This window comes from Bacillus sp. 166amftsu, assembly GCF_900107445.1.
GTDB lineage: Bacteria > Bacillota > Bacilli > Bacillales > Bacillaceae_G > Bacillus_A > Bacillus_A arachidis.
Genome location: NZ_FNQA01000002.1, coordinates 163557 through 188463, shown reverse-complemented (window position 1 = coordinate 188463; position 24907 = coordinate 163557). Strand labels below are relative to the sequence as shown.

General features: G+C 34.2%; 25 protein-coding genes. 6 read left to right on the top strand and 19 right to left on the bottom strand.

Features of this window, described 5'->3' with window-relative positions; genetic code table 11:
• Positions 1-9: 9 nt before the first annotated feature.
• The 4 genes from BLV40_RS07610 to rsgA form a co-directional block, all read right to left on the bottom strand.
• On the bottom strand, positions 10-378 hold the full coding sequence (locus tag BLV40_RS07610; RefSeq protein ID WP_026592261.1) for a DUF3979 family protein: 369 nt from the start codon (positions 376-378) through the stop codon (positions 10-12).
• The gene (locus BLV40_RS28815) at positions 360-548 is read right to left on the bottom strand and encodes a hypothetical protein (RefSeq protein WP_211482105.1); all 189 of its coding nucleotides are present in this window, start codon (positions 546-548) and stop codon (positions 360-362) included. Before BLV40_RS28815 ends, BLV40_RS07610 begins: the two co-directional genes overlap by 19 nt.
• A 12-nt stretch (positions 549-560) precedes the next feature.
• Positions 561-875 (bottom strand): hypothetical protein, encoded by a 315-nt coding sequence (locus BLV40_RS07605; RefSeq protein WP_026592262.1) that lies wholly within the window; start codon positions 873-875, stop codon positions 561-563.
• 149 nt (positions 876-1024) lie between these two features.
• On the bottom strand, positions 1025-2074 hold the full coding sequence (gene rsgA, locus BLV40_RS07600) for a ribosome small subunit-dependent GTPase A (RefSeq protein ID WP_090688645.1): 1050 nt from the start codon (positions 2072-2074) through the stop codon (positions 1025-1027).
• Positions 2075-2781: 707 nt separating this feature from the next.
• Here rsgA and BLV40_RS07590 point away from each other — a divergent pair.
• Both BLV40_RS07590 and BLV40_RS07585 read left to right on the top strand, forming a co-directional pair.
• On the top strand, positions 2782-3129 hold the full coding sequence (locus BLV40_RS07590) for a DUF4257 domain-containing protein (RefSeq protein ID WP_026592265.1): 348 nt from the start codon (positions 2782-2784) through the stop codon (positions 3127-3129).
• Between the two features lie 85 nt (positions 3130-3214).
• Positions 3215-3439, top strand: coding sequence for a hypothetical protein (locus BLV40_RS07585; protein WP_026592266.1), 225 nt, complete (start codon positions 3215-3217; stop codon positions 3437-3439).
• A 335-nt stretch (positions 3440-3774) separates the two neighbouring features.
• Here the strand turns inward: BLV40_RS07585 and BLV40_RS07580 are convergent, their stop codons facing one another.
• Positions 3775-4725: a S8 family peptidase gene (locus tag BLV40_RS07580; protein ID WP_026592267.1), complete on the bottom strand. Its 951-nt coding sequence runs from the start codon at positions 4723-4725 to the stop codon at positions 3775-3777.
• Between the two features lie 319 nt (positions 4726-5044).
• Positions 5045-6925, bottom strand: a complete 1881-nt coding sequence (locus BLV40_RS07575; protein ID WP_090688642.1) for an FtsX-like permease family protein — start codon at positions 6923-6925, stop codon at positions 5045-5047.
• Between the two features lie 264 nt (positions 6926-7189).
• Between BLV40_RS07575 and nadE the strand changes: the two genes are divergently transcribed.
• Complete coding sequence (gene nadE, locus BLV40_RS07565; protein WP_026592269.1) at positions 7190-8008, top strand: ammonia-dependent NAD(+) synthetase; 819 nt, start codon at positions 7190-7192, stop codon at positions 8006-8008.
• Between the two features lie 243 nt (positions 8009-8251).
• Here the strand turns inward: nadE and BLV40_RS07560 are convergent, their stop codons facing one another.
• A complete protein-coding gene (locus tag BLV40_RS07560) occupies positions 8252-9412 on the bottom strand; it encodes a transglutaminase domain-containing protein (protein ID WP_090688638.1) in 1161 nt (386 codons plus the stop codon).
• A gap of 207 nt (positions 9413-9619) precedes the next feature.
• The gene (locus BLV40_RS07555) at positions 9620-10357 is read right to left on the bottom strand and encodes a YwqG family protein (protein ID WP_090688634.1); all 738 of its coding nucleotides are present in this window, start codon (positions 10355-10357) and stop codon (positions 9620-9622) included.
• Between the two features lie 240 nt (positions 10358-10597).
• Here BLV40_RS07555 and BLV40_RS07550 point away from each other — a divergent pair, with 240 nt between their 5' ends.
• Complete coding sequence (locus BLV40_RS07550) at positions 10598-10768, top strand: YjcZ family sporulation protein (RefSeq protein ID WP_090688631.1); 171 nt, start codon at positions 10598-10600, stop codon at positions 10766-10768.
• 89 nt (positions 10769-10857) lie between these two features.
• Positions 10858-11781 carry a patatin-like phospholipase family protein gene (locus BLV40_RS07545; protein WP_090688627.1) on the top strand — a complete coding sequence of 308 codons (924 nt, stop codon included), beginning with the start codon at positions 10858-10860 and terminating at the stop codon, positions 11779-11781.
• Positions 11782-12041: 260 nt separating this feature from the next.
• Here BLV40_RS07545 and BLV40_RS07540 read toward each other — a convergent pair whose 3' ends face one another.
• From BLV40_RS07540 to BLV40_RS07530, 3 genes are all read right to left on the bottom strand, one after another.
• The gene (locus BLV40_RS07540; RefSeq protein WP_090688623.1) at positions 12042-12875 is read right to left on the bottom strand and encodes a VanW family protein; all 834 of its coding nucleotides are present in this window, start codon (positions 12873-12875) and stop codon (positions 12042-12044) included.
• A 226-nt stretch (positions 12876-13101) separates the two neighbouring features.
• Positions 13102-13269 carry a DUF3933 family protein gene (locus BLV40_RS07535; protein ID WP_081811034.1) on the bottom strand — a complete coding sequence of 56 codons (168 nt, stop codon included), beginning with the start codon at positions 13267-13269 and terminating at the stop codon, positions 13102-13104.
• Positions 13270-13336: 67 nt separating this feature from the next.
• Positions 13337-14788 carry an aminotransferase-like domain-containing protein gene (locus tag BLV40_RS07530; protein WP_090688620.1) on the bottom strand — a complete coding sequence of 484 codons (1452 nt, stop codon included), beginning with the start codon at positions 14786-14788 and terminating at the stop codon, positions 13337-13339.
• Positions 14789-14907: 119 nt separating this feature from the next.
• Between BLV40_RS07530 and BLV40_RS07525 the strand changes: the two genes are divergently transcribed.
• Complete coding sequence (locus BLV40_RS07525) at positions 14908-15519, top strand: LysE/ArgO family amino acid transporter (protein ID WP_090688617.1); 612 nt, start codon at positions 14908-14910, stop codon at positions 15517-15519.
• Positions 15520-15629: 110 nt separating this feature from the next.
• Here the strand turns inward: BLV40_RS07525 and BLV40_RS07520 are convergent, their stop codons facing one another.
• The 8 genes from BLV40_RS07520 to BLV40_RS07485 form a co-directional block, all read right to left on the bottom strand.
• Positions 15630-16895, bottom strand: a complete 1266-nt coding sequence (locus tag BLV40_RS07520; RefSeq protein WP_090688615.1) for a bacillibactin exporter BcbE — start codon at positions 16893-16895, stop codon at positions 15630-15632.
• A 230-nt stretch (positions 16896-17125) separates the two neighbouring features.
• On the bottom strand, positions 17126-17332 hold the full coding sequence (locus BLV40_RS07515; protein WP_026592278.1) for an alpha/beta-type small acid-soluble spore protein: 207 nt from the start codon (positions 17330-17332) through the stop codon (positions 17126-17128).
• A 354-nt stretch (positions 17333-17686) separates the two neighbouring features.
• Entirely contained in the window at positions 17687-18529 is an 843-nt protein-coding gene (locus BLV40_RS07510) for a sugar phosphate isomerase/epimerase family protein (RefSeq protein WP_090688613.1), read from the bottom strand.
• Positions 18530-18568: 39 nt separating this feature from the next.
• A complete protein-coding gene (locus tag BLV40_RS07505) occupies positions 18569-19543 on the bottom strand; it encodes a DUF6005 family protein (RefSeq protein ID WP_090688611.1) in 975 nt (324 codons plus the stop codon).
• A gap of 23 nt (positions 19544-19566) precedes the next feature.
• Positions 19567-19839, bottom strand: coding sequence for a petrobactin biosynthesis protein AsbD (gene asbD, locus BLV40_RS07500; RefSeq protein WP_026592281.1), 273 nt, complete (start codon positions 19837-19839; stop codon positions 19567-19569).
• Positions 19840-19843: 4 nt separating this feature from the next.
• The gene (locus BLV40_RS07495; protein WP_090688609.1) at positions 19844-21073 is read right to left on the bottom strand and encodes an AMP-binding protein; all 1230 of its coding nucleotides are present in this window, start codon (positions 21071-21073) and stop codon (positions 19844-19846) included.
• Entirely contained in the window at positions 21045-22907 is a 1863-nt protein-coding gene (locus BLV40_RS07490) for an IucA/IucC family protein (RefSeq protein WP_090688607.1), read from the bottom strand. The genes BLV40_RS07495 and BLV40_RS07490 overlap by 29 nt, the downstream gene beginning before the upstream one ends.
• A 65-nt stretch (positions 22908-22972) precedes the next feature.
• On the bottom strand, positions 22973-24808 hold the full coding sequence (locus tag BLV40_RS07485) for an IucA/IucC family protein (RefSeq protein WP_090688605.1): 1836 nt from the start codon (positions 24806-24808) through the stop codon (positions 22973-22975).
• Positions 24809-24907 lie beyond the last annotated feature (99 nt).

Below are 24907 nucleotides of genomic sequence, written 5' to 3'. Positions count from 1 at the left end.
GATGCTTTTTTACTCACAATCTTCACAGACTTCCCAATATAGACCCATTTCTACTGCGAGAAATGGTTTTAATTGTAACCGAATCATTCTGCTTGGCATACGCTCTAAAACAAATTGAACCGCTTCTTCATCCTCTTCTAACTCGGTTTTTAAGATTGCTATTCGTTGTATAGTTGTAATCTGCCGACCCTCTTTATATAAAGTAATTCGCAACTCGTCATATTCATTAAAAAACAATTCTACACTCATATGTTCCGTTGATACACTATTAACAATTGAATATTGACCATCTTCTTCTTGGATTATATATTTCCAGCCATTTTTCTTATCTTCCATTGGAGCAACTTGAAATAATGACATCAAATCCCCGTATAGCATAAGATAACCCCTCTCCTACTAAAAAACAATGAGTATTTTATATACCCTTTTTCTCTATCACTATCAATTTTATTGTACCATATATCAATTGACTTGCTGTATTCATCTGCCTGTTCTACTTCATCACTTTTATATAAATTATGAAAAAAAACAGGAATGACTTTTATCATTCCTGTTTTTCATCAAAATACTTTTCCTGTAGCAGCTAAAGCTAATACTGCTATAAAACTTGCGAATAGTAACGAGACAATAAAACTAAAAATCGGTAATGTTTTCTTTTCATTCTTTTTAAACAATAGTCTTAAACTAATAAAGATATTTAGTGGTACAAATATGAAATAAAAATATTTAATAATTTGTACGACACCACTCGAACTATTTAAAAGTGTTTTAAATACAAACACCTCAATTAAAAAGATAAGAAAAAATGAAATACTTAACCAAAATGAGGCATAGCTAAGCCAAGAATGTCTTTTAGTTCCCCAGTACACTCCCATACTCTTCTCCTTTATAAATAGTCTATTTTACAATAATTATACACGTATATAACAAAATCCTTTATTTTCCGACTATAATTTTCTGTTTTTATAGAATAAATGACAAAAAACCAAAAGCACTCTATTTGCTTTTGGTTTTTTAATTTATTCTACTTTTTCCGATTCTGCTTTGTTATTTTTCTCCACTTCCCTCGTTCAGCACGAGCGAGCACTGGATCTTGTTTTCTCATCGCGTATGCAATCTCTCTTTGCAATTTTTTATAATTTCGCAAACGGTTTTCTGCTAAAACACCTTCATCAATAGCCTTGCGAACGGCACACCCAGGTTCATTTTCATGCTCACAATCACGGAAACGACATCCTTCCGCAAGTTTCTCAATATCAGAAAACGCTGCATGAATTGCCTCGCTTCCCTCCCATAGTTGAAGCTCTCGCATTCCTGGTGTGTCAATCACTAGGCCACCGCTTGGTAATTGGAACAACTCACGATGAGTCGTAGTATGTCTTCCCTTACTATCCTCTTCTCGAATACCACCTGTTTTTGCAACTTCACTTCCCATTAATGCATTTAACAAAGTAGATTTACCCGCACCAGATGAACCGACAAGGGCAATCGTTTTGCCAGAAGCAACAAATTGTTTCAATGATTCAATTCCTGTTTGCTGCAAACTATCAACCGCAAAGATCGGAACACCCATGGCTACCGCTTCTGTTTCCAATATCTTTTGCTCCATTTCTTCACATAGGTCACTTTTCGTCAAAACAATAATAGGCATTGATCCACTTTCATAAGCTAATAATAAATAACGTTCGATTCTTCTTACGTTAAAATCATGATTAAGCGCATTGACTAAGAAAAGATAATCAACATTTGCTGCCACAATCTGTTCAGCCGTTCTCTCGCCAGCTGCTTGCCTAGAAAAGGAGCTTCTTCTTGGGAAAACATAATGAATAATAGCCTTGCCTTCCTCTTCTATTTTCTTTATATGCACCCAATCACCAACTGCTGGATAATCCCCTTTATCTAATGCTTCATGACGAAATTTCCCGGATAACTCAGCTATATACTCACCATCATCACAAATAATACGATACATGTGCTTATGCTCAAGTAAAATACGACCTACTTCATATTTTTCTATAGATTGATCCTCAAAAAAAGAATCCCATCCAAATGATTCTAAACGATTTTGATTCAAATTTTTATCCTCCCTATTTTGAACTCAGTGGAAGGAATACGCGATTCTTACAAAGTACCGCTCTTTCCGTCCACCTTTGTATTCGCTTTAACATTCATATCAATAATCATCGCCATAACACATCACTCCGTTCTTACTTTAGTTAATTTCATTATATGTGATAGAATTTTGAAAAGCTACTTTATTTAACTGATTTTTCAGATACATTTCTTTTATTGTTCTTATTTGCCCACGATGGCTGATTTCATTTTCTAGTACATGAAATCACAAATAGTACTGATTATATACGACGGCGTTTTCCCATCGTCCTTCTGACATTAACCAATCATCATCTTTTTTTAATCTTTTATTTCTTGCAATGTGACCGCTCTTACATGCTCAAGCATATTAACAAATTGTCCAATATTTTTCATATAGCCCTCTACATCCTTTTTTCGATAATCTAACAGATTTTTCCGAAAGAGTACCCCTACTTTAAACGAAGTTAAGTGGGGGAGTATTCATATTCATTTTCTTGCCCCCTTTTCTAAACTCGTAATAATGAAAAGTGATATCATATAATAGACTGAAATATATCTAAATTTTCTGTTATAATAAAAATGAACAAGCACGTAGCCAGACCAAATTTTCTCAATATGCTGATATAAAATTTAAAAAGGAATACAAATACAAAAAACGAATCTTATTCACTAAAAGGAGTGGATTTGATGGAGATGTATCAATGGCTAACTGCTGTTCTCATTGGTGGCGTTACTGGTTTCGTTTCCCATCTTATCAATAACCAAGGCAAGTTATTGCTTCCACGCCGTTTAAAAACATTTTTTCACCTCGGGTTTTTCACTGATATTTTAACTGGTAGTCTTGCGGCACTTCTGGGACTCGTCTTATTTGATGTGAATACTTTAAAAGAAATTATTAAAGTGTCCATTGTCACTGCCATTTCAGGGCAAACATTTTTACTTCATCAAGCTCTCGGTGGTGAACAAGCAAAAAACACACAGATTGGTAAAGCTGATGAAAAAATCCAAGAAATTGACAAATTATTGCGACGTTAAGCTATACTTCATTTGAAATTTACTGTTATAATGGGGAATAAATATTTCTGAATTGCGTCGTCTGTCAGAAGAAAGGGTGTTTCGTATGACAAAACAAAAAATAGAAGATTTCTTAACAGACTCTGAAAAAGAGGAACTGATAGAAAACTATAAATGTTTACGAGCAGCCCGCACAAAGCGCGAAGCTAACTATTTTGGTGAAGCAGTCAATCACCTATTGGATAAAGCAAAAAAACGAATTATCGAAGAAGCAGGAATAGAAGATGAAAATGCTGCAACTATTCAATCTAAACGAAAAGCACTGTTTTAGTAATATTACTAAAACAGTGCTTTTTGTCATTTTGTTTACATAATTATTTTATCTTATACTAATAGAAAGTCAAAACTTGATTCATTCAAATCATCATCAATGGCGAATCTTCCACTGATGGAAGTATCATTTTATAGTTATTCAATTATGAAATAACGCTCTACTTTTCACTGTCTTCTTTTTCTATATGCCGATCACTTCTTCTAAACACAAGATTTCAATTCGAACAAAAAATTTAAACGCTAGATTCCAAGGATTACTTGATACACTCTTACATGGGACAGAACCATACTAAAAAACATCTCATATTCAAATGAGATGTTTTTTAGTAACAATTATTCTTTTAACAAATCTATTAATCCATTTCCTTCTGATGTTCGCTCATACCCTAATGGTACAGTACGTTTAATAAGCTGTGCGTAAATTTCTGGCTCTGATAACTTTCTTCCATATTCTCTTTCGCATTGCTTAATCAGAAGCGCTAATACTCCTGCAATATGCGGTGTTGCCATTGAAGTCCCACTTAATACCGCATACTTTCCTTCTGGATAAGTGGAGAGGATTTTCTCCCCTGGTGCAACTAAATCAATTTCTTGATTTGAATTACTAAAGCAAGCGAGTTTCCTTTCTAAATTAACAGCCCCTACCTCAATTACTTCTGAATATGCACCCGGAAAATCTAATTCTTCCGTTTTATCACTGCAATCTCCATTATTTCCTGCAGCACATACGACAAGTACGTCCTGTTTTACAGCATGTTGAATGACTTCATGTAGCTCTGGTACATCTTGTGGTCCACCAAGTGACATAGAAATAATCCGTACTCGTTCTTGATTCGGTCCTCTCCAACGTACAGCATAATCAATCGCTTCAATAATTTGTTGATAGCTTCCCGAGCCATCTCCTGATAATACTTTTAGCACTAATAACTTGGCAAGTGGCGCAACTCCTAGGACTCCAACACCATTTTCTGCTGCTGCAATTGTTCCTGCAACATGCGTACCGTGACCATTATTATCAAGATAAATTTTCGGATCACCTTCATAATCCTCAGTGAAATTTCTTCCACCAATAATACGATCTTTTAAATCAACATGATTTATATCACAACCTGTATCTAATACCGCAACTATAATATCTTTCCCTTTTGCACTCTTTTCCCAAACTTCAGGAGCATGAATCAGTTGTACACCTGGTGGAATTTCATTCACTTGCTCCACTACTTTATTTACCGTAAACGGAATTAATTGAATACCCTTTTGCCTACTTACTGTACTACTGTTCATCGTGATCCCTCCTAAAAATATATTATCTCCCTAAATTGAACGCGCTTACATTTAATGATAACATTCGTTTTCTCACTCTTATTTTCCTGCTTCAAGATTTTTCTCAATACAAAAACATCTCTTTCATCAGATATGCTGACGAAAAAGACGTTTGTAAAATCTTCTGTTAATAAAGCAACTAATAACTTTACAATATATGTATATTACTTTCTTGCAAACAAATCCAGCGTAAGACAAATATATGTGAAAAACAAGGTTATTCACATAAAAAAAATCTCTTACCACCATGTGTTAAGAGGTTTTTTTTAGCTACTATAAGTTAGCTCATTCGTAATCTTTCTTTCAATTGCTTTAAATAACGGGATCGTATCACAATGAAGTATACGATTTGAACCCCCACAAAGATACTTAATACAATGGCATTTTCTTTTAAAAGCGAATACTCAAACATTTGCCCTAACGCCGTTAACGCAACCGCACCATGGAATGTCGCGACTCCAATTGGAACAAAGAACAATAATGCCAATCGAATTGTCACTACTTTTGCTAACTCACCGCTTGTTAACCCCACTTTTCGAATGGAATCAAATAAACGATAATCGTCTTCTAAGTCAGAGAATAGGCGGAAGTATAGAAAACTACCTGCACAAACAAAGAATACAATGCCAATAAAAAATCCTACAAACAAAATAGGTCCAGCAAATTGTAAAGCCTGGTTTTGATCATATGCTGCAGCACTAAACCTTGAATGTTCTTGATAAGATTTTATTTGGTTTGTGAGTTCTTTTCCGACTTCAATTTCATTTTTTGTCTCCTTTGTTTTATACATGTAATCTTTTACTTCTTTAAACCCATCTTGTAGTAAATCATATTGAGATTCTGAAACTATATATATATTTCCAGTAAGCACTTTACCAAGAGAAGAGGTGTTAACTTTTTTCACCTGCAACGTTTTTTTATCATGCGGTAATTCAATTGTTGTTCTCTCTTTTCTCGGTGGACCCGGGATTTCTATCGATAGAAATAGTACTTCATTTTCATTCCATAACTCAACTGGCTCCCCCGTTAACTTTGCATACTTTTTATAATCAGATTCTCTCACAAAGGTCGCATCTCTTAATGCTTTATCTTCTGTCTTCTTTGATACAATCTCTATTTCTTCAGCGGATATATGATGCTTCTTCAATGTTTGTCCAATAAATTGTAAGTGCTGTGATTCATTTCCATTCCCTTGTTGAGAGTGGTAATGAAATGTAATTGGTTGTTCCATAATCCCCTTTGTCATAGAAGCAAAGCCCACTAATGTACCAATTGCTGAGAAAGCAACGGTCGAAATTATTGTTACAATAAAGAACATTCGTGCATTATCTCTCATCCGATACGCTAAATCTGAAAGTGTAATAATATTTGTTCTTGTCCAGTAGAACCGTTTACTCTTCTTGCATGCTCGAATAATAAATACACTGAGCTGCTTATATAGTAAGTATGTGCCCATAATGACAACAGTCGTTACTGGAATCAACATAATGAACACCATGGCACCATGCGAAGTTAACGCACCTATATATCCCACGCCAAGTAATAATACAGCTAGTATTGAAAAAATAATAGAAGCTTTTGGTTCTGGCTTTGCTTTCGCTGAACCTCTAAACAGTTTCATAATTTGGTTTTTCTGAATCATCCCTGCACTAAAGAATGAAATAATGATAAATAGAATGAAAAACATAGCACATGTTATACCAATTGCAGTTGTTGGAACATAATATGGCAACGATATATCCAATTTTAATAGAAGTGGAGCAATCCAAATTAATACACCTGAAAACAACATCCCACAAATAATTCCTGTAATGATTGCAGCAATACCAATCATTACATTTTCAAAAAAGATAAGACGTCTTAATTGAAAATTCGTCATCCCTAACATCATTAAAATTCCTAATTCACGCTTTCTTGTTTTTAAAAACATTCCCATTGAATATAGAATGAAAAAAAACGTAAAAAGATAAATAATAAATTGTGCAAAAGACATGCTTACAAATACATATTGACCTAACTGACCTGCACTTAATGAAGGATGAAAAGCAAAAAACGAATAAACAAAAAAAGCCATAATTGCAAATGCACTACTCAAAAAATAAGCTGAATATGTTCGTCGATTCCGTGTTACATTACGGAACGCTAATTCTCTAATGTTCATGTTGTATCCTCCGCCCTTTCAATAACTATATCGCTATCATAATAAAGCGCGGAAATATCTTCCATCGATTCAAATGACAAAAACCTTACACTTTTGAAAGGTTACAGAAAAATTGATTAAACGAATCCGTTTCATTATAATAACTACATTCATATCTGCAACCTATTGTATATTCGTTAATTTTGCGAAATAATATGAATGGAGATTTATGAATCAGTACATATATACTTATTGCTCGTTCTAAATGAATAGGAGGAAACCATAATGACATTACAAGAACAAATTATGAAAGCATTACATGTTCAACCTGTAATCGATCCAAAAACAGAAATCCGTAAACGAATTGATTTTTTAAAAGACTATTTAAAAACAACAGGTGCAAAAGGATTTGTGCTCGGAATTAGCGGCGGACAAGATTCTACACTTGCCGGTCGCTTAGCACAGCTTGCAGTTGAAGAAGTTCGTAATGAAGGAGGCAATGCAACATTTTTCGCTGTACGCCTTCCATATCACGTACAAAAAGATGAAGATGATGCACAGTTAGCACTACAATTTATTCGACCTGACCAATCTGTTGCTTTTGATATTGCCTCAACAGTTGATACATTTTCTAACCAATATAGTGACTTATTAGGTGATTCATTAACAGATTTTAATAAAGGAAACGTCAAAGCTCGCATTCGCATGGTCACACAATATGCAATTGGCGGCCAACAAGGTCTACTTGTTATCGGAACAGACCACGCTGCTGAAGCTGTAACAGGATTCTTCACAAAATTCGGAGATGGTGGTGCCGATCTTTTACCACTTACAGGCTTAACAAAGCGCCAAGGCCGTGCTTTATTACAAGAATTAGGTGCTGAAGAACGTCTTTACTTAAAAATGCCCACAGCAGATTTATTAGATGAAAAACCAGGTCAAGCAGATGAAACGGAATTAGGTATTACATATGATCAACTAGATGATTACTTAGAGGGAAAGACAGTTTCTGCAGATGTAGCAGAAAAAATTGAAAAACGTTATACAGTAAGTGAACATAAAAGACAAGTACCTGCATCGATGTTTGATGATTGGTGGAAATAGACATAAAAAGACAAAAGAAGCCAGTTTATATTGGCTTCTTTTTCTAGATTTTTTAAGCATTAATGTCTCATCAATAGAGCTACCCCTTTAAAAATCGCCACCCACGCTACAAAAGATAGATCTAACGTATTATGAACATTAACATTGTAGTTATTCTAACTATAACTGATACCTTTCTAACCGTCACGGAAAGGTATCACTCACAAATACAAAAAGAGCACCTGTTACAGATGCCCCTTTTCATTAATATTTGAATGTGATTGTCGCTAATGAATAACCTGCCATCGCACTATACGGTGCAACTTGGTATGAAACTCCTTTCGCCCCTGTTGGCCAAGAAAGTTCATTTAATACTTTTTTTATATCTTGCATTGTTCCATCCATCGACTGTTTATAACGCATTTCTACCTTTTTAGGCTTTGCAGTGAATTGCTTCTGCAATTTCGCTTTAAGTTCATTGTAATTTTCAGCCCCGTATTGTGCGGATAGATAAATTAAGTTCGTATCCTTTAGCATTTTTTGGTATACTACCGCTTTAGGACTACCTGTCTTTATCTTATTTGTTAATTCATTATAATAATTAGTTGATGCTTTTGGGTATTTATTACGATCCCATTCATGGTCTTTTCCTAACTGCTCATCAGACATATTATAATAAGAATATGTCACACGACCTGCTTTATCTGGAACTGGATCATCGAATGTAGTATCAAGATGATACCACTTATTCTCGATCTTCACTAGATTCCAAGCATGAGCTTGTCCATTCCCTTTTCCTGTTACAATATGGGATTGAATCCCTGCTTCTTTTAGTAATTGATATGTTAATAGTGTATATCCTTGACATACAGCAGAGCGGTTTGCCAATGCTTCATATGCTGTATAAGCCTTGTAAGAAGTATCATAAGAAACATGTTTCACAACATAATCATGAATTGCTTTCACTTTTTCATGCTCATCCATGCCCGCCTTCAAAATAGAACTTACAATTGATTTTGCTTGCGCCTTCACGTATTGTGTTTGTTCTTTTGATTCACGATATGAAATTTTTAATGTAAAAGTATAGTTCCCTGGTATACCACGAATTGAATATTGTGTACTTGCTACATTATATTTTAAATACTCATCTGCATCTACTATTTTAGTATACTCTTTATAAAGCGTATCCATTACTTCTCTAGCATTCTTAGCTTTTGTTTTATACGTAATTGTAATATTCTCTTCGCGATTATCAATATGTTTTTTTAATTCTTTTCGGAAATCCCCTAGTATTTTTGCGTCTGGTTGCGTAGCTACCACTTTTGTATTTGTAGCTGCATATGATACAGCAGGCACTTGTAAACCACCTATCATGATTGTTGAACAAAGCGCGACAGCTGTTACATACTTGTTTGTTTTTTTCATCTCGCCACATCCTTCTATTCTAAAAATATACGAAAAAACTCCATATATTTTTAAAGTATACAATATTTTTTCAAAAAGAAAATATGCGATTATACATATCTTATAATCTATATGTATCTATTATAGGATGTTTATACTATAATAGATACATATACTAAAATAGAAAAGCAGTAGGTTCTTAATAAGAATTAACTACTGCTTTTCTTTCTAACAAGATTGCAATACACAGCATGTATTTTCAAAACGACGTTGCTTTAAATCCTCATTTCCAATACAAAAATACAGCATACCTAAATCTCCCCACATCATATTACAATTTGTATAATCAGAGTCAATTTGGAATAACAATGTCATATCGTGATCATGAATACCAACAGATTCTCCAGCTTCTTCAAACACTTCTCTTTGAACTGAGAATGGTTGACCAAATACTTGATGATTATCATAATGATCTGGCATTAATTCCTCTAATAGTTGTAAAAAACGATCCGAATCAGCTTCATCCTCAATAAATAGCTCAGGAAGTTTATAGGTTAATTTAAATGTTAATGTGCATTGTGTATACTTTGATTGTTTATCATTTACCCTCTGTAATTGTTCTAACGGAACGTTATGATATAAAACACATCCATTACCAGCATGTTGATAATTACTATCATAGAAGAAATACAACATACCTGTTTCAGGTAAATCATGACCCACGCCCATATCTTGCAAATCAGCTAAATTAAATTGTGCAATAAAATCCAATGCCTTTCCTTCGTGAGTTGGATATTCAAATGTAGATGGGACATCAGGAAGCCCCCCCATTTTTGAACAGCCAATGGGAAGTGACTCTTCTTGTCTCGGAACAACTTTTATACATGGAAATATAGTAGCTAGTAGTTCTCTTTTTATATGTGTTAAATCATATTTATCAATTAGTAAATCAATCTGGTTTCTCATATATTCTCCTTACATAAATGTACTTATCCGTATCATAGCATAAACACGGCATATCCTTCATCCTGAAAAATCAAAATAATTTATTCAAAAAAAACGGGCTTATCCCTAGTACGCGAATAACTTTAATACAGCATAGTATACAGTGTTCCTACAAATACGATCCTTCATAATTCCTTATAGCAGATCCTCAAATTGTTCATTTTTCTTTATTTCAACTTTTATTATAAGGAGGCATTCCATATGGGTTTTGGTTATGGTGGCGGTTACGGCTATAGTTGTGGCGGTGGTTACGGCTACGGCTACAGTTGTGGCGGTGGTTGCGGTTACGGCGGTTTCGCTTTACTAATCGTTTTATTCATCCTTTTAATCATCATTGGAGCTAGCTGCTGGGGCGGTTTCATAGGTTGCTAAGTAGCTTTAAAAACTATTGTAAAAAAAGCACGTGAATCACGTGCTTTTTTACTATACGGCAAATCCAACCTTTGAAAGGAACTATTCCTATGAAAATTGATGGTGTTTTTGAAGGTGGCGGCGTGCGCGGAATTGCGCATGTTGGAGCAATTTGTGCATTAGCAAATCATGGCTATGAGTGGGAGCGTGTAGCGGGAACATCTGCTGGGGCTATTATTGCAGCTCTTCTAGCAGCTGGTTATTCTTGTACAGAATTAAAAATAATTATAAATAACGTTAACTATCATCAATTTATAAAAAAAAGTTCACTTGATAAAGTCCCTTTTATAGGAAAGGGATTAAGCGCATGGACTAAATTAGGCATTTATTCAAACAACTATTTAGAAAGCTGGTTAGAAGACCTCTTGCACAAAAAAGGGATCCATAGTTTTAGTGACTTACCTAATCCACAAAACTTAAAAATTATTGCCTCAGATATTAGTAATGGAAAGATGGTTATTTTCCCTGATGATTTACCTAACTATGGCTTTACAAATCAAGATTTCTCTATTGCAAAAGCAGTTAGAATGAGCAGCACCATTCCTTTCTATTTCGAACCAGTAAAGTGGAAAACACCAAAATGGAAACAACCTTGCTATATGGTTGATGGAGGTCTTCTTAGCAATTATCCAATTTGGATTTTTGACTCCCCTAATTTACCCCGTTGGCCAACTTTTGGTTTTCATTTTGTAAAAAATGAAATACAAGCTGAACCTGTTCCTTATAAAGATCCCCTCTCTATGTTTAAAGGCTTATTCAAAACGATGATGCAAGCACACGACTTACGCCATCTAGATAAAGAATCAAAAGCACGAACCATTACAATTCCAACTGGAACAATTACAAGTACGAAATTCCAATTAACTACCGATGAAAAAGAATGGCTCTATCAGTCTGGCTTTAATGCTGCCGAAAATTTTTTACAGTCTTGGAATTTCAAAACATATATTAATCGATTTAGAAACGGAAATTGAATTTTTTTAAAATTAGTTTCATTATCCATAGAATAATACCTCTTACTGTATTCATTTACTTTTCTCATCATTTTCACATGGATATTGTAAAAACACTACATCATAAAAAAGAAATAAGCCTAATAAACTAAATGTTTTATCCTACTACTTACGAACAATTATACCGCCAACTCAAAATTCGACGTAAGTATATGTGTTAGAGATAAGATTCACTATCCGTAAAATTAAAGTTTCATTTTATTAGGCTTATTCATAAAGTACTACTCCTCACTTTTACCACTACTATAAGACAGAAGTGGCTCATACATCATTATTGCATGATTTTCCGTTACATATTGATCCTCAACAAACTGTTTTTGTTGATTAAACACCCTTCGATGTATGACATTACGTCGGATATAGCCACCCCAATAAGCTGGCTTAATTGCATGTTCTTTTTCGTATACTTCATATTGGTAAAGCTGAGGATAGGCTGTTCTCCATTCCCCCACTAAGTGTTCGTCTGTCACGTAAAGATAAAGTTGATAAGCTTGATCTGTTTCATTTTTTATTTGTAAATCAAGATAGTTGTAGGAGCAAGTCGCACCACTTCCAAACGGCTGTGTACGCTTTGAATCCGGAAATACATCATAGCTATGACGATATCGTTCTGTTACGGTTAGTGTTGTATGTAGAGTCATCCAGTATATTAAATTTGAAAGTTGACAAAGCCCACCTCCAACTCCTGGTTTAAAAGTACCATAATGCAACACCATTCCTTCTACATACCCTTTTCTCCTTGTAGTCTTACCTATTAAACGCCAATAAGAAAATGTTTCTCCCGGCTTAATCACAACACCGTTTAACTGTTTAATGGCGATTTTTAAATTAATAATTTTATTCTCTTGATACCACATATCTACATCTTTAAGTTTACGAAGCAGTATCGTTCGATGCTGTATAACCGTACAAGATAACTTTTCTTGTTGGAAAGTTTTAGCATACTTTTTCCCATCCGTTAACCATTGAATATTTCTTTTTACAGAGTAATACCACGTTCCTAACATAATACGATACTTAGACCTTTTTTTAGGCCGTATGTTTACTTCATTCATTTTTTACTCTCCTCTATCACCAATGTACTTTCTATGGTTAAAATATTACTTATAAGCTCATACAGCATTCTTATAACCACTCTCAAATAAAATATCATAATATACAGAAATAATTATAATACTGTCTTAGCAACAAAGAAACGATATTTGAAGTGAATTTTATACAAATATGAAAAAAGAGCGAATCTTAGATTCACTCTTTTTCTCTATATTAGGAGCTTAACAATTAAGGATACTGTAATCCTTCCGCTTCTTCAGCAGTAACAACAACGTAGCGTCCTCCTGTTCTTAACCCTAATAATTCAGCTTTTTCAATTGCTTCTTGTCTTGTTTCTGCATAGGCAGCTAAATATTTTATTCCATCAATAACTTGACAAATAACATAGTGTTTCATATTTCTTCCCCTTTTTCAGTTACTAGCATCTATAATATCATTTTTTACTTCCAAAAAAATATAGTCATTATATTGAGAGATTCTTTATCAATCTCGCAACCGTTTTAACACCTTTTTCTATTTCATGCATTGAAGCATATGAATAAGAGAGACGTAAATATTGGCTTGCATTTCTATCATACACATTTCCAGGATTGAGTAGAATTTTTTCTTGTAATGCCTTTTCAAACAACTCTCGTATTGAAATGTTTGGTTCGATTTGTAGCCAAATATAAAATCCACCAGTTGGTATTTGCCAAGTTGCTATATCTCTACAATATTTCTCTAGCATTTTGAGCATAAAGTCTCTCCGTTTTTTCAACTCAACTCGTATTTGCTGTATATGTTTTTCATATAACCCACTTGCAAACCATTCTGCAGCAGCTCGTTGTGATAACGAACTCGAACCGTAATCCATTTGCATCTTTATATCTGCCAATCTTTTAATGACTGGTTCTGGTCCAACAATCCAGCCGATCCTTAAACCAGGACTAATGACTTTTGACATACTTCCAATATGTAATACAATCCCATTTGTATCATTTGCCTTCAATGGTTTTGGTGGAGATGAATCAAACCATAAATCTTGATAGACAGCATCTTCAATTATAGGTAATCCAATTTCATTACATACTTTCATAACTTCTTGCCTTCTTTGCTCATTCATAACAAGACTTGTTGGATTATGAAAAGACGGAATGGTGTATAAAATTGAACCATGGAATTGTCTTTTGTATTTTGAAATAAGTGATGGTTGAATCCCATGCTCATCCATTGGAATACCAAACAAACGCATTCCAGCAGACTGAAAAACATTGAGAGAATATAAATATGATGGTTTTTCAAGTAAAATGGACGAGCCTTTGCATAGAAGTCCCATCGAAATAAGCTGCAGTGCTTGAATTGCTCCCGAAACAATTAATATAGATGCTGGAGATGTAAGAATATCAAATTTTTTTAGGTACTTTGCTATTTGCTCTCTCAATTTGAAATCCCCTCTTGGCTCCGCGTATCCTAAAGGAATTTGCCCATGAGAAAGCTCTTTCATGATTTGTTTCGTTTTTTTCTCAGGCAAAAGCTCTGGTGAAAGTTCTCCAGTACCTAATCGAATGATATGTGGATAAAATTCAGCTTGATTAATTTCTTGAATGGTAGGGAGATTCGGATAATGAATACCTGTTTCTACATAGGAATTCCAGTTAGAGTGAGACTTCAAAGTTGATATACTCCATGCATCATTTTTCACAATTGTTCCCCTTCTACCTTTTCCTTCAATCAACCCTTGCGCTGCCAATTCATCTAAAGCCATTACAATTGTACTTCGATTCACTTCAAATGCATGGGAGAAAGCTCGTTGCGACGGTAATCTTGTACCAACCGTCCATTCTCCATTTATAATTTTCTCTTTTATATACTCCTCAATTTGTTTATATAAGGGAACTGGAGAAGATCCATTTGGCTTCCAGTCAAATCGTTCCATGCTGTCGCCTCGCTTTTTTGGTTGGTTTGTTATCCAACCATATGGATGGATACAATTTCAATTTTCTTTTATAAAATATACACTATCATATTTCAGCAATTTATATAGGAGGAAATAAAATGATTGAAGCGATCATGCACGGAATGATTCTGGCGTTTGGACTCATTATTCCATTAGGTGTACAGAACGTCTTTGTCTTTAACCAAGGTGCTAGTCAGCCAAGTATTTTGCGGGCTACACCAGTTATCCTAACCGCATCTATCTGCGATACAATTTTAATATTAATTGCGGTACAAGGTGTAGCACTTATGCTTCTTACCTTTTCGTGGCTAACAACCACACTTTATGTAATTGGATTTTTCTTTTTAGTTTATATGGGTTGGATGGTTTGGAAAAGTGAGTCTACAAAAGAGACGATTGAGGCAAAATCAATGACTATCAAAAAGCAAATTATCTTTGCCGCCTCTGTTTCTTTATTAAATCCACATGCAATCTTAGATACGATTGGCGTGATTGGCACAAACTCTATCCAATATGTAGGCAGCGAAAAATGGGCTTTTACTTTCACAACAATTACGGTTTCTTGGCTTTGGTTTATCGGCTTAGCATTTGCAGGGCGCATGATTGGAAAAATAGATTCATCAGGAAATACAATTACAATTCTAAATAAAGTTTCAGGGGTTATTATTTGGGGAGTTGCTCTTTATATGCTGAAACAACTTATTACTTAACAAGTAAATAATGAGAGTCACATATTATATGTTGTAAATATGTGACTCTCATCCATACTCGCAAACACAATAAATCTATAGCTAGCATGCATATTGAATAACAGGACAAATTAAGAAATTGGTTTCGGCTGCCGCTTCAGAATAGATTGGTCTTTCTCTGGTTTAATCCAAACAATTGTAACCACTGCTCCAATTATCGCAAAGATACTTGTTAAATAAAAAACTTCATGATCTGCTCCCTTCATAAAAAAAGAATAGAGTGGCGGTCCTGCAGCTACACCGATAAAACGCATCGAACTATAGAAAGAAGTAACCGTCCCTCTCTGTTCTTTTTCAATTCCTTGAGTAATAAGAGCATCTAAACACGGTAAAGCGATCCCAATGCCAATCCCCATAATAACGAGACAAATAATTAATAAGTAAATTCCTTTTAAAAATAATGGAAGCATAACAGACACTGCTGCTAGTATAAATCCGGTATATATAAATTTTTTCATAACACGTTGGTCATCACCAATTTTCTTTCCAGCCATGTATGAGCTTATAGATAATACTAGCAATGGAATTGCAAGTATACACCCTTTCCAAATTCCATGAATGTTGTACTTCTCTTCCAATGTCGTAGACAAATAAAAAAGAATTCCAAATAATATGAGCATAACGATAGCACCTAATACAAAAATCGCGACTAACCATCTTCCCTTTTCTCGAAAAGTTGAACCAATTGATTGAATAAATTCTTTAAAAGGCGGGGCCTCATTTGCTTGTTTCTTTGCTTTTACTAACAATAATAATAAAACGATAGAAACAGCACATAAAACTGGGATGGACCAAAATGGTAAAAACCATACGATTGCTGCAAGAGCTGATCCTAATATCGGACTAAGGACTTTGCCAAATGTGTTTGACGTTTCAATAATACCTAATCCGGTACTTACTTGTTTTTCATCTTTATATAAATCGCCAACACATGGGATTACAACTGGCATTGCTCCAGCAGCACCTATTCCTTGAATCGCTCTTCCAATTAAAATCCAAACATACGGATTTTCTACCTTCCATGATACCCACCCCGTTATACCGCCTCCAATAGCTGCAATTAATAAACTCGGGACCATGACCATTTTACGTCCCCACCGGTCTGATAAATAACCAGCTATAGGAATTAATAATATAGCTACAACGGAATATATAGTAATAATCATAGATACTTGAAAAGAAGAAATATGCAATTTCTTTTCGATTGTTGGAAGGATTGGAATGAGCATTGAATTTCCTAATGTCATAACAAGTGGAACAGATGCAAGTGCAATTAAACAACTGTTTTCTTTTTTTAACATGTTAATTTCGAAACCTTTCACATTTATTTCTTCCATGTAGTAGCCCTGATAAAATTCGATTATAAATTTCATCAGGGCTACTATATGTCATCTGCTTTTTAACTTATATAACAAAAGAAATTGGAGTATAACATAGCATTACTTCTATTTTTCCAATCCATTTAACAGCACATTCATGCTATTAAATGGAAAACTTCTTTTTACTTTTGAAAAATGATACAAAAAAAGAAAGGAAGAACTCTTCCCTTCTTTTATACAGCTTTACATTAACGAGTATATCCGCCACCAAGCTGTTGTTCTGCCATAGCTACAAGACGTTTCGTGATTTCACCACCAACAGAACCATTTGCACGAGAAGAAGTATCAGCACCAAGTTGCACACCAAACTCTTGCGCGATTTCATATTTCATTTGATCAAGAGCTGCTTGTGCTCCATTTGATACTAACTGATTAGAACTACGATTTCTAGCCATTTCCGTTCACCTCCTTTACATATTAAAATGGATAGATTTTCAAATGAAATACATGGTAAATTATGGTTTTCTTATGATTTTAAACTTTACATCCATAAAGAAAGAATCTCACAAAGCGGATCTCCCTGAAAAAGTCCATCTAATGAAAAAAAGAAGTTCACTAACTATTATGTATAGAATGTGAACTTCTTTTTATTTTCTATATATGGAGAAAATACATGTTTTTTTCGAAATAATCGCTTCTTCAACGCCCTTACAAAAAAGAGTTTCTTTTTTATTCAATCTAGTATTACATTTGTTGAAAAAACGAAAATTTACATTTTGTTATTATCACAGTCGTACATATTGTGTACTTTATGAAGTTAATACTGTCATTTGTTTTCTTCTTAAACGAATGATTTCCTCTCGCAAAACATCTTTCGCACCATGTCCAAACCATTCTAGTGAAGCAAAATGTTCCGTATCTTGAATTTCTCTAATAATTTCTTCATAGTTCACAACACCTTCAAATAACGGAACCATTCCTTTTCGACTACCAGCTGAAGCATATACATTATTAGGCTCAAAGACATCTAAATGAGCAGCTGCAGATATATTCTTCATATGGTAATGCTGTACCCAAGGCTTTAATTGGCGATAGCTTTCTACTGGATCGGCACCAGATTCCCACATATGGAGAAAATCAAGATTAATTTTTAAATATGGATGATTTACCTCTTCTAATAAATTTAGAGTTGAGTCTAAGCAATCTGTTAATGTATTCGGATGTGTTTCTAATAACACGTACATATTGTGTTGCGCAAATAAATCACAGATAGTGCGAATGCGCTTTACATATTTCTGACGTTCTTCTTTTGTAAAGCTGTCGCTTCGTTTTTGTCCAGCAAACGTACGAATCTTATTTGTATTACACCAATTTGCTAGCGATGCTAATTGCTCTGATTTGTTCATTGTTTTCTCAAAATCTGCTGACAATGAAATATCTAAATAATCACTTATCATCGTAATTTTCAGATTTTTATTTTTCAAAAAATCTAGTTGTTCTTCTGTCACTTTACGTTCTTGTTCATATAAATTTTGTGCATGAATCCCCCATAATTCAATTCCTTCAAACCCGTTCTCATATGCAAATTGAACTATATCAGTAAATGAAATTAGCTGATGGCGGAACGAAATAGTACATAACGAATACTTCATAAATTCAAACCCCTTTATTTCAAATTCAATAATGATTGTTTATACAATAACAGACTGATTTGTTCTTATGTTTTTCCATGCTACAAACTGCCTCTCTAGCTCCTGTTTAATCGTAAATTCAATTTCATTCATCTCATTTAATTTTTCAACAATTGATGATAACATCTCTTTATTGTTTGTCATTGCCATTTTTATTGCTTTATACTGTACATTTGTAAAACCTTGCACGATATCTTCTATGCGGTCACACCAATAATCAAATTCTGTTTCAGAGTATTGTAATGTGTCACGAAAATATGCAAATGCATGTTCATAACTATATTTACGGATGGCCAATACAGGGATTTGCTTCACTGCTGGTATTAGTTTAGAAAGTTCCGCTTCACCATTTACCATTCTTATGACCAAGTCTTTTACTTTCATCGTTAATTCATTGCAATCCCTTTTGAATGTCTCAACAAAATAACTTTCTACCGTTTCCTGAGAGGGTTCTTGAACTGTCTGTACATCAATGAAATATCCCCCACCAAACGGATTATTTTCAATAGAATGAATGACTTTATCCTTTGCCATATTACCTTCCCAACGAAAATCAGGATCAAACATAAACCATTCGTCTTCCAGATTTGTTTTCGCTATCATTAAGTAATGCGGAAATGGTTTTTGATGAAATTTATTTTCTCTCTCTGGCAATAATGACATATCTACCATTACAATGACATATCGATTTTCTGGTTTTTTCTCTACTAAATCTAAAAAAGTCTCTAAATTTGTTTGTTTCTCTTTTGAATGATCATACCATTCGTTTACTTTGATCCCATATAGTTTTTCGTACCAATATAAGTAACCTTTATGGCTAATGTTCTCAGAATGATAAGAAATGACTCCTTCCTCTGTTATATCAAAATCCCCATCCCATAACCCAAAGTAAAAAGGTCGAAAATCTATATCACTACGCCTTTTAATAATTTCACAAAAACAACTCACTAAACAATGAACTTTAATTGAAGTCATGTTTTCACCCGTTTTCTAAAATATTAGTTATTTATATCCACTTGTAACGGTTGTAACTCTTCCATAAAATCTAGTAATGAACCTATAGTAGAAAAAGCTTTTGGATCTACTTCATCCTCTGGTACACATAATTGTAAATCCATTTCGATATAAACAATAAGTTGCAGCATCATGACAGAATCAATATATAAATCTTGATTTAAACGCATTGTATCTTTTAAATCTGTAACATTTTTCAACTCCATTTTTTCTACCATAATTTTCAATACATCCATCCTTAACATTTCACGATTCATTCTGTTATTCCCCCATCTCTAACAGCTTACGACTCACTTTTCCAGTTGCATTTTTAGGAATGTCCGTTACATTTTCTATTTCATGCGGCACCTTATAAGAGGGCAAATGTTGTATACACCATTTTCTTATTTGAACAGGATCAATACTAGAAATCACTTTCGCTTTTACAATCTCACCCATTACAGGATGTTTTCCGCGATACACAATTGCCTCTCGAATTCCCTCTAGACGAAGCATCGTTTCCTCTACTTCTATTGGGAATACTTTCAAACCAGCCACGTTAATTACATCATCCATACGCCCAACAAAATGTATCCCACGTTCTGATCTATATCCCAAATCTTTTGTATAAATCACTTTCTCTCCAATTGTTACCACTATTTCTTCAGGCTGGTTTTGGTCATTACTAATACGCACAGACGTATGGGGAAGTGGTTCTCCTAAATCTAAATGTGTGTTCATATTGTGACAGATGCTAATGCAACCCGCTTCCGAACATCCGTACTGCTGCATCATATACTTTGTTACCCCTTTGAGTTTACAAAATAATGATTCTGGCAATGGTGAACCCGACGTCATCACTTTATGAAACTGAAAAGTACCTTGTGGAAAACTTCCCATAATATGTAGCATAAGCGGTACTGCATATACGATATGTTTTGGTGTATTACGAATAATATTTAATGCGAATTTCGGATTTTTATTTGTAATAACAATTGGCTTACTCCCTCGCATGATTGCAGAAAGTGTCCCACAAATTAAACCATATGAATGAGAAACAGGAGCCAATACAATGGGTACTTCGTCACCTTCGCACTGCAATGCTTCATTGTAAGCATCTATCTCTCTTTCAATTTCTTTCCAGGATCTTTGAATTAGTTTCGGTTCACCAGTTGTTCCTGAACTATATTGCAATAAGGACGGTTCATTTTTTATTTGATCTTCACTATTCAGTTTTATAAAATGCTTGGAATCTCCATATAAAAGTCCAAAGCATGCTGCACCTTTTGCTATTTCAACAGCTGTATCTCTCGGTGTCTCTCCATGAATAAGTAATACAGATGCTCCTTTTTTCTTTAAAAAGAAGACAAGCGTAATCATATCAAACGGATCTGTTATACAAAGGGCAAATCTATTTCCAGTCGCATCATGAAACTGTTCCATGTTTTCATACATTTGTAGTCTTAATTCAAAATCATTTTTACTATATTCTTGTTTGTTTACGATTAACATAATTCTCCTCCATAATAACAATCTTACTTTTTATAAGTTGCAGTGCGTTATATAATGGATTCGGTACTTCATGTACAAGTGATTCAATATCTTTATATAAACGGCGTTTTGTTAATTGTTCCGCTCGAAATGTAGGTGTATATAACTGTAACTCTTCAAAGCGTTCATATAAGTGCTGAGAACTTGTAAAGTGGCTCTCTAATTCTTCTACAACAAGTATCCAAAATCTCTCTTCATTAAATTCATATTCATCCGCAAATAGTAACGCTAGCTCGCCTAAATTGAATAAAAAGAGCGCATCTAATACCATTTCTTGTAGACATCTCATACTATCCATTTCAAAAAATTCATTGAGCTGTCCATTCGCATACATATTATGTACTTTTGTAAAATCAGGACATTTTTCTAGATCTTTTAAATATGGACGATAAAACTCAAGTCCTTCATGAAAATCCTTTAGCGCAACCCGAACTGGCACACCTTGTTTATGAATCAAAATCATATTTTGTCCATGTGATTCTAGCGCAATACCATGTTCTACTAATAAGTGCACAACTGGCAAAACTGCTTTTTGAATAAGCTCACGGAGCCAATTTTCAATTCCATTTTGCTTTAGCCACGGCTCAATGAAAGGTGTTCCATCTTGCTCTTTTGCATATAATGCATTAAACGGAATAGCCTCCTCCACTTCTTCTAAATGTGTGTGAATACTTTCACGCCAAATGCACCCTAATGAACCATATGTAGATTGACCTGGTGGATCATACGTTACACCTGCAAATTCTTGTAATAAAACAACACGTGCCTCATCTCGTAAATATGAGTCACCTCTTACCAAATCTGTTAACCATTTTGAAATAGTAGGGGCACTAACAACTGAATGTGGCTTTAATATCCGAACAGTTGATGTATTTAATAGGTTCATAGAAAGCTTCACATAAGGTTTCATACAATTGGTAGCATTTTGTAAAGTACGCATCGATTGTTGTGCAAAATATTCATCTTGGGATTGTTCTATAAAAATAATGTGCCTATTGTGTATATGTTCAGCATAATTCGGAATGATATAATTTTCCCATTGCCATGGATGAACAGGCATGAACGTATAATCATTTGGGTTGCATCCTATATTTTGAACAGTAGAACAAAATTCAATCAGTTTGCTCTCTCCTACTTCTTCTCTCACAATATGATTGACATCATCTTTAGACATAGTACCTACATGAGTATGTTTATCATGGACAGCAATCCAAATAAGTTTTATCGATTGTTTAAATTCGAAACCATATTGGTAATTATCAAGATACTGAAAGCCAATGCGTGCTTTATAGCTTGGGTGATAAGGATGTCCATCTATTAAATGATTTTCCAGCTCATCGTATGTACTCTCTACAAGTTTCTCTTTTGTTTCGTGTCTTTCATATTGAGCGATTGTATCTTTAAAGATTGTTTGTTCTAACTCCTGAATAAAGGAACGTAATTTCACTTCATCTATCTGAACCCTTTTAAAAACTTCATTTAAAAATTGTGCAATGGATGTTACTTCTTCTTCTCTATCATTTTGTATTCTTACAATTGATTTTTCAGTTAAGCGAATACGACCAAATGTCATTCGTTCTTGACCCCAGCATTTATATATGACACTGTTCCCACTTTCATCAAACCCTGAAATTATAAACATTATATCTTCTTCCCCTTGTATCTGAATGGGAGAAATAATTTCCTCGTAAATTAACGACTCTATTAATTGACGAAAAACTCTTCGCCTAACAGCAATATAACGCTCTGATTGAACCGCTTTCATTACTCTTGTATGATAAAGCTCTTCCTTCATAGTCTCCTCCATGATAGAAATTAATAAAAATACCATTTGTATATTTCTTTAAATTTCAAAATTATCTACACACGAACAACGCTTTCTCTTTCCGCATGCTTTCCTGTCTCTTCTTGAAAGAGAGGATTATCAACTTGGACATAGATAGCTTGCTCAAGAGGACTTGTTAATTCATCAACATCAAAAAATCTTGTTAATAAATTTGCTTTACACGGTAATTGTTTATCTTTCAATAACCTTTCTAAAAATGTAGATGGTTCACGATTATACGTAAGAAGCGATTCAAGTGTAATCCTTAATTCGGAAAGGAGAATTTCTTCGTCTATTAAACCCGCTGTACCAAATCCATTTATTAATCCAAACATATGATTAAAAATTAAATAGTAACGGAACCTTTCATCTGCAATACTATCATCATATAAATTACCACTCTTTTCACCAATACCAGCTAATTCGGCATCTAAAATATGTTTCATTGAGTTACAGAAATAAAACCCTTGATTATCACGGAAATAAAATTTTACTGGATAACCATCTTTCAGATGAATCACGCTGTTTTGTTGATGTGCCTCTAATGCAACTCCATATTTTAAATACATCCATACCATTGGTTTCAGAGAAATGTTCAGATACCTCCTGAACCAATCTAAACTTACCTCTTCACAACTTCTCCCTTCTTCTTCCGCAAGATGATAAATAATATTTGCTAATCTCGTTCTCTCACCTGGGAGTGCATCTTGAACAAGCGCAGCTAAGAGTGTTGCATTATTAGCATTTTCACCGTAAAAAGTATTTTCGCGAATGATTACTTCGAACCCTGATTCTTGCCCTTCAATTCCTAACGTGATATAGGCAGGATCACATATAAAATCAAATCCTGGAAACTTTTCTCGTACTTCTCCGATTTTTGTTTTTAGTATATTTTTCCCTTCTATCCCACTTTCAAGCTCTTTCAATTTATTAATACGCATTGAATTTGTGACCTTCACAGGAAAAGAAAATTTAAACATATAATTTGATTCTGGATGATACATTGTTCTGAGCGAAGATGTTGCCATATATGGTTTTCCAACTGATCCGAGATACTCAAGAACACCTTGATCTATCCAGCTTTTCACATAAGGCTGATGTAATAACCATTCCGCCTGAAGTGGATGAATTGGAATTAAAGAGTAGTCATCTTCTTCACAATAAAGTTCAATAAATTCCATACTCACAAACGAGTCTTTCCTTAACTCCTCTTTTATGATTTCTGTTGCTTGTTCCATAAGAGCTGATTTTTCTCTTACTAAATTTTTATGTGCTCGAAAATAGTGTAGCTGACATGCTCCTTGTAATTCAGGTGAATACATTGAGCTTTTCCAATTTAGTATTCCTTGTCTACTCTTTGGTGTAGGATGGTTTAAATGCCCAAAAAGTAAAGATTGCTCTGCCTCTATAAAGGTCGTATGTAAACCGTATAATTTTGCAGTGTCTTGTTCTCGCTTCCCAATAAACTCCTTAATATTTTGACAACTCCGAATAACTCGAAGTAAAAGTTCGTCTGGGTTTGTCCCATCTCCATAATTCATGGACATTTCCTTTATTAGTAATGTAATAACCGTTACATAATCTGCTTTCACAACATGACAACCTGTTCCAATTTGATAATAGAAGTGCTTTCCAAACAGATGACGGCCTGTTAGTGATTTATATATAACTTCTGTATATAAAGTAATGTTTTGTGCCGATAACCGACAGCATAAATATGTTGAATCAGGACTGGTATCCTTTGTACTACTAAAGATGTTACTAATATTTTCATCTTCTGTAACCCATTCTCCACATCCTGTCTCACGTAAATAACAATTTAAAAAGCTTTGCATTGTTGCATGTTCCGCGATTTGTTTCGCATGCTGCATATTTGTCCTCCTCTTAAAAATGTTGCTATCGAAATTTTTATTTTTTACAATAACAACCAGGAAATGATTATCATTATCAAATAAAATTCTAATTGATTA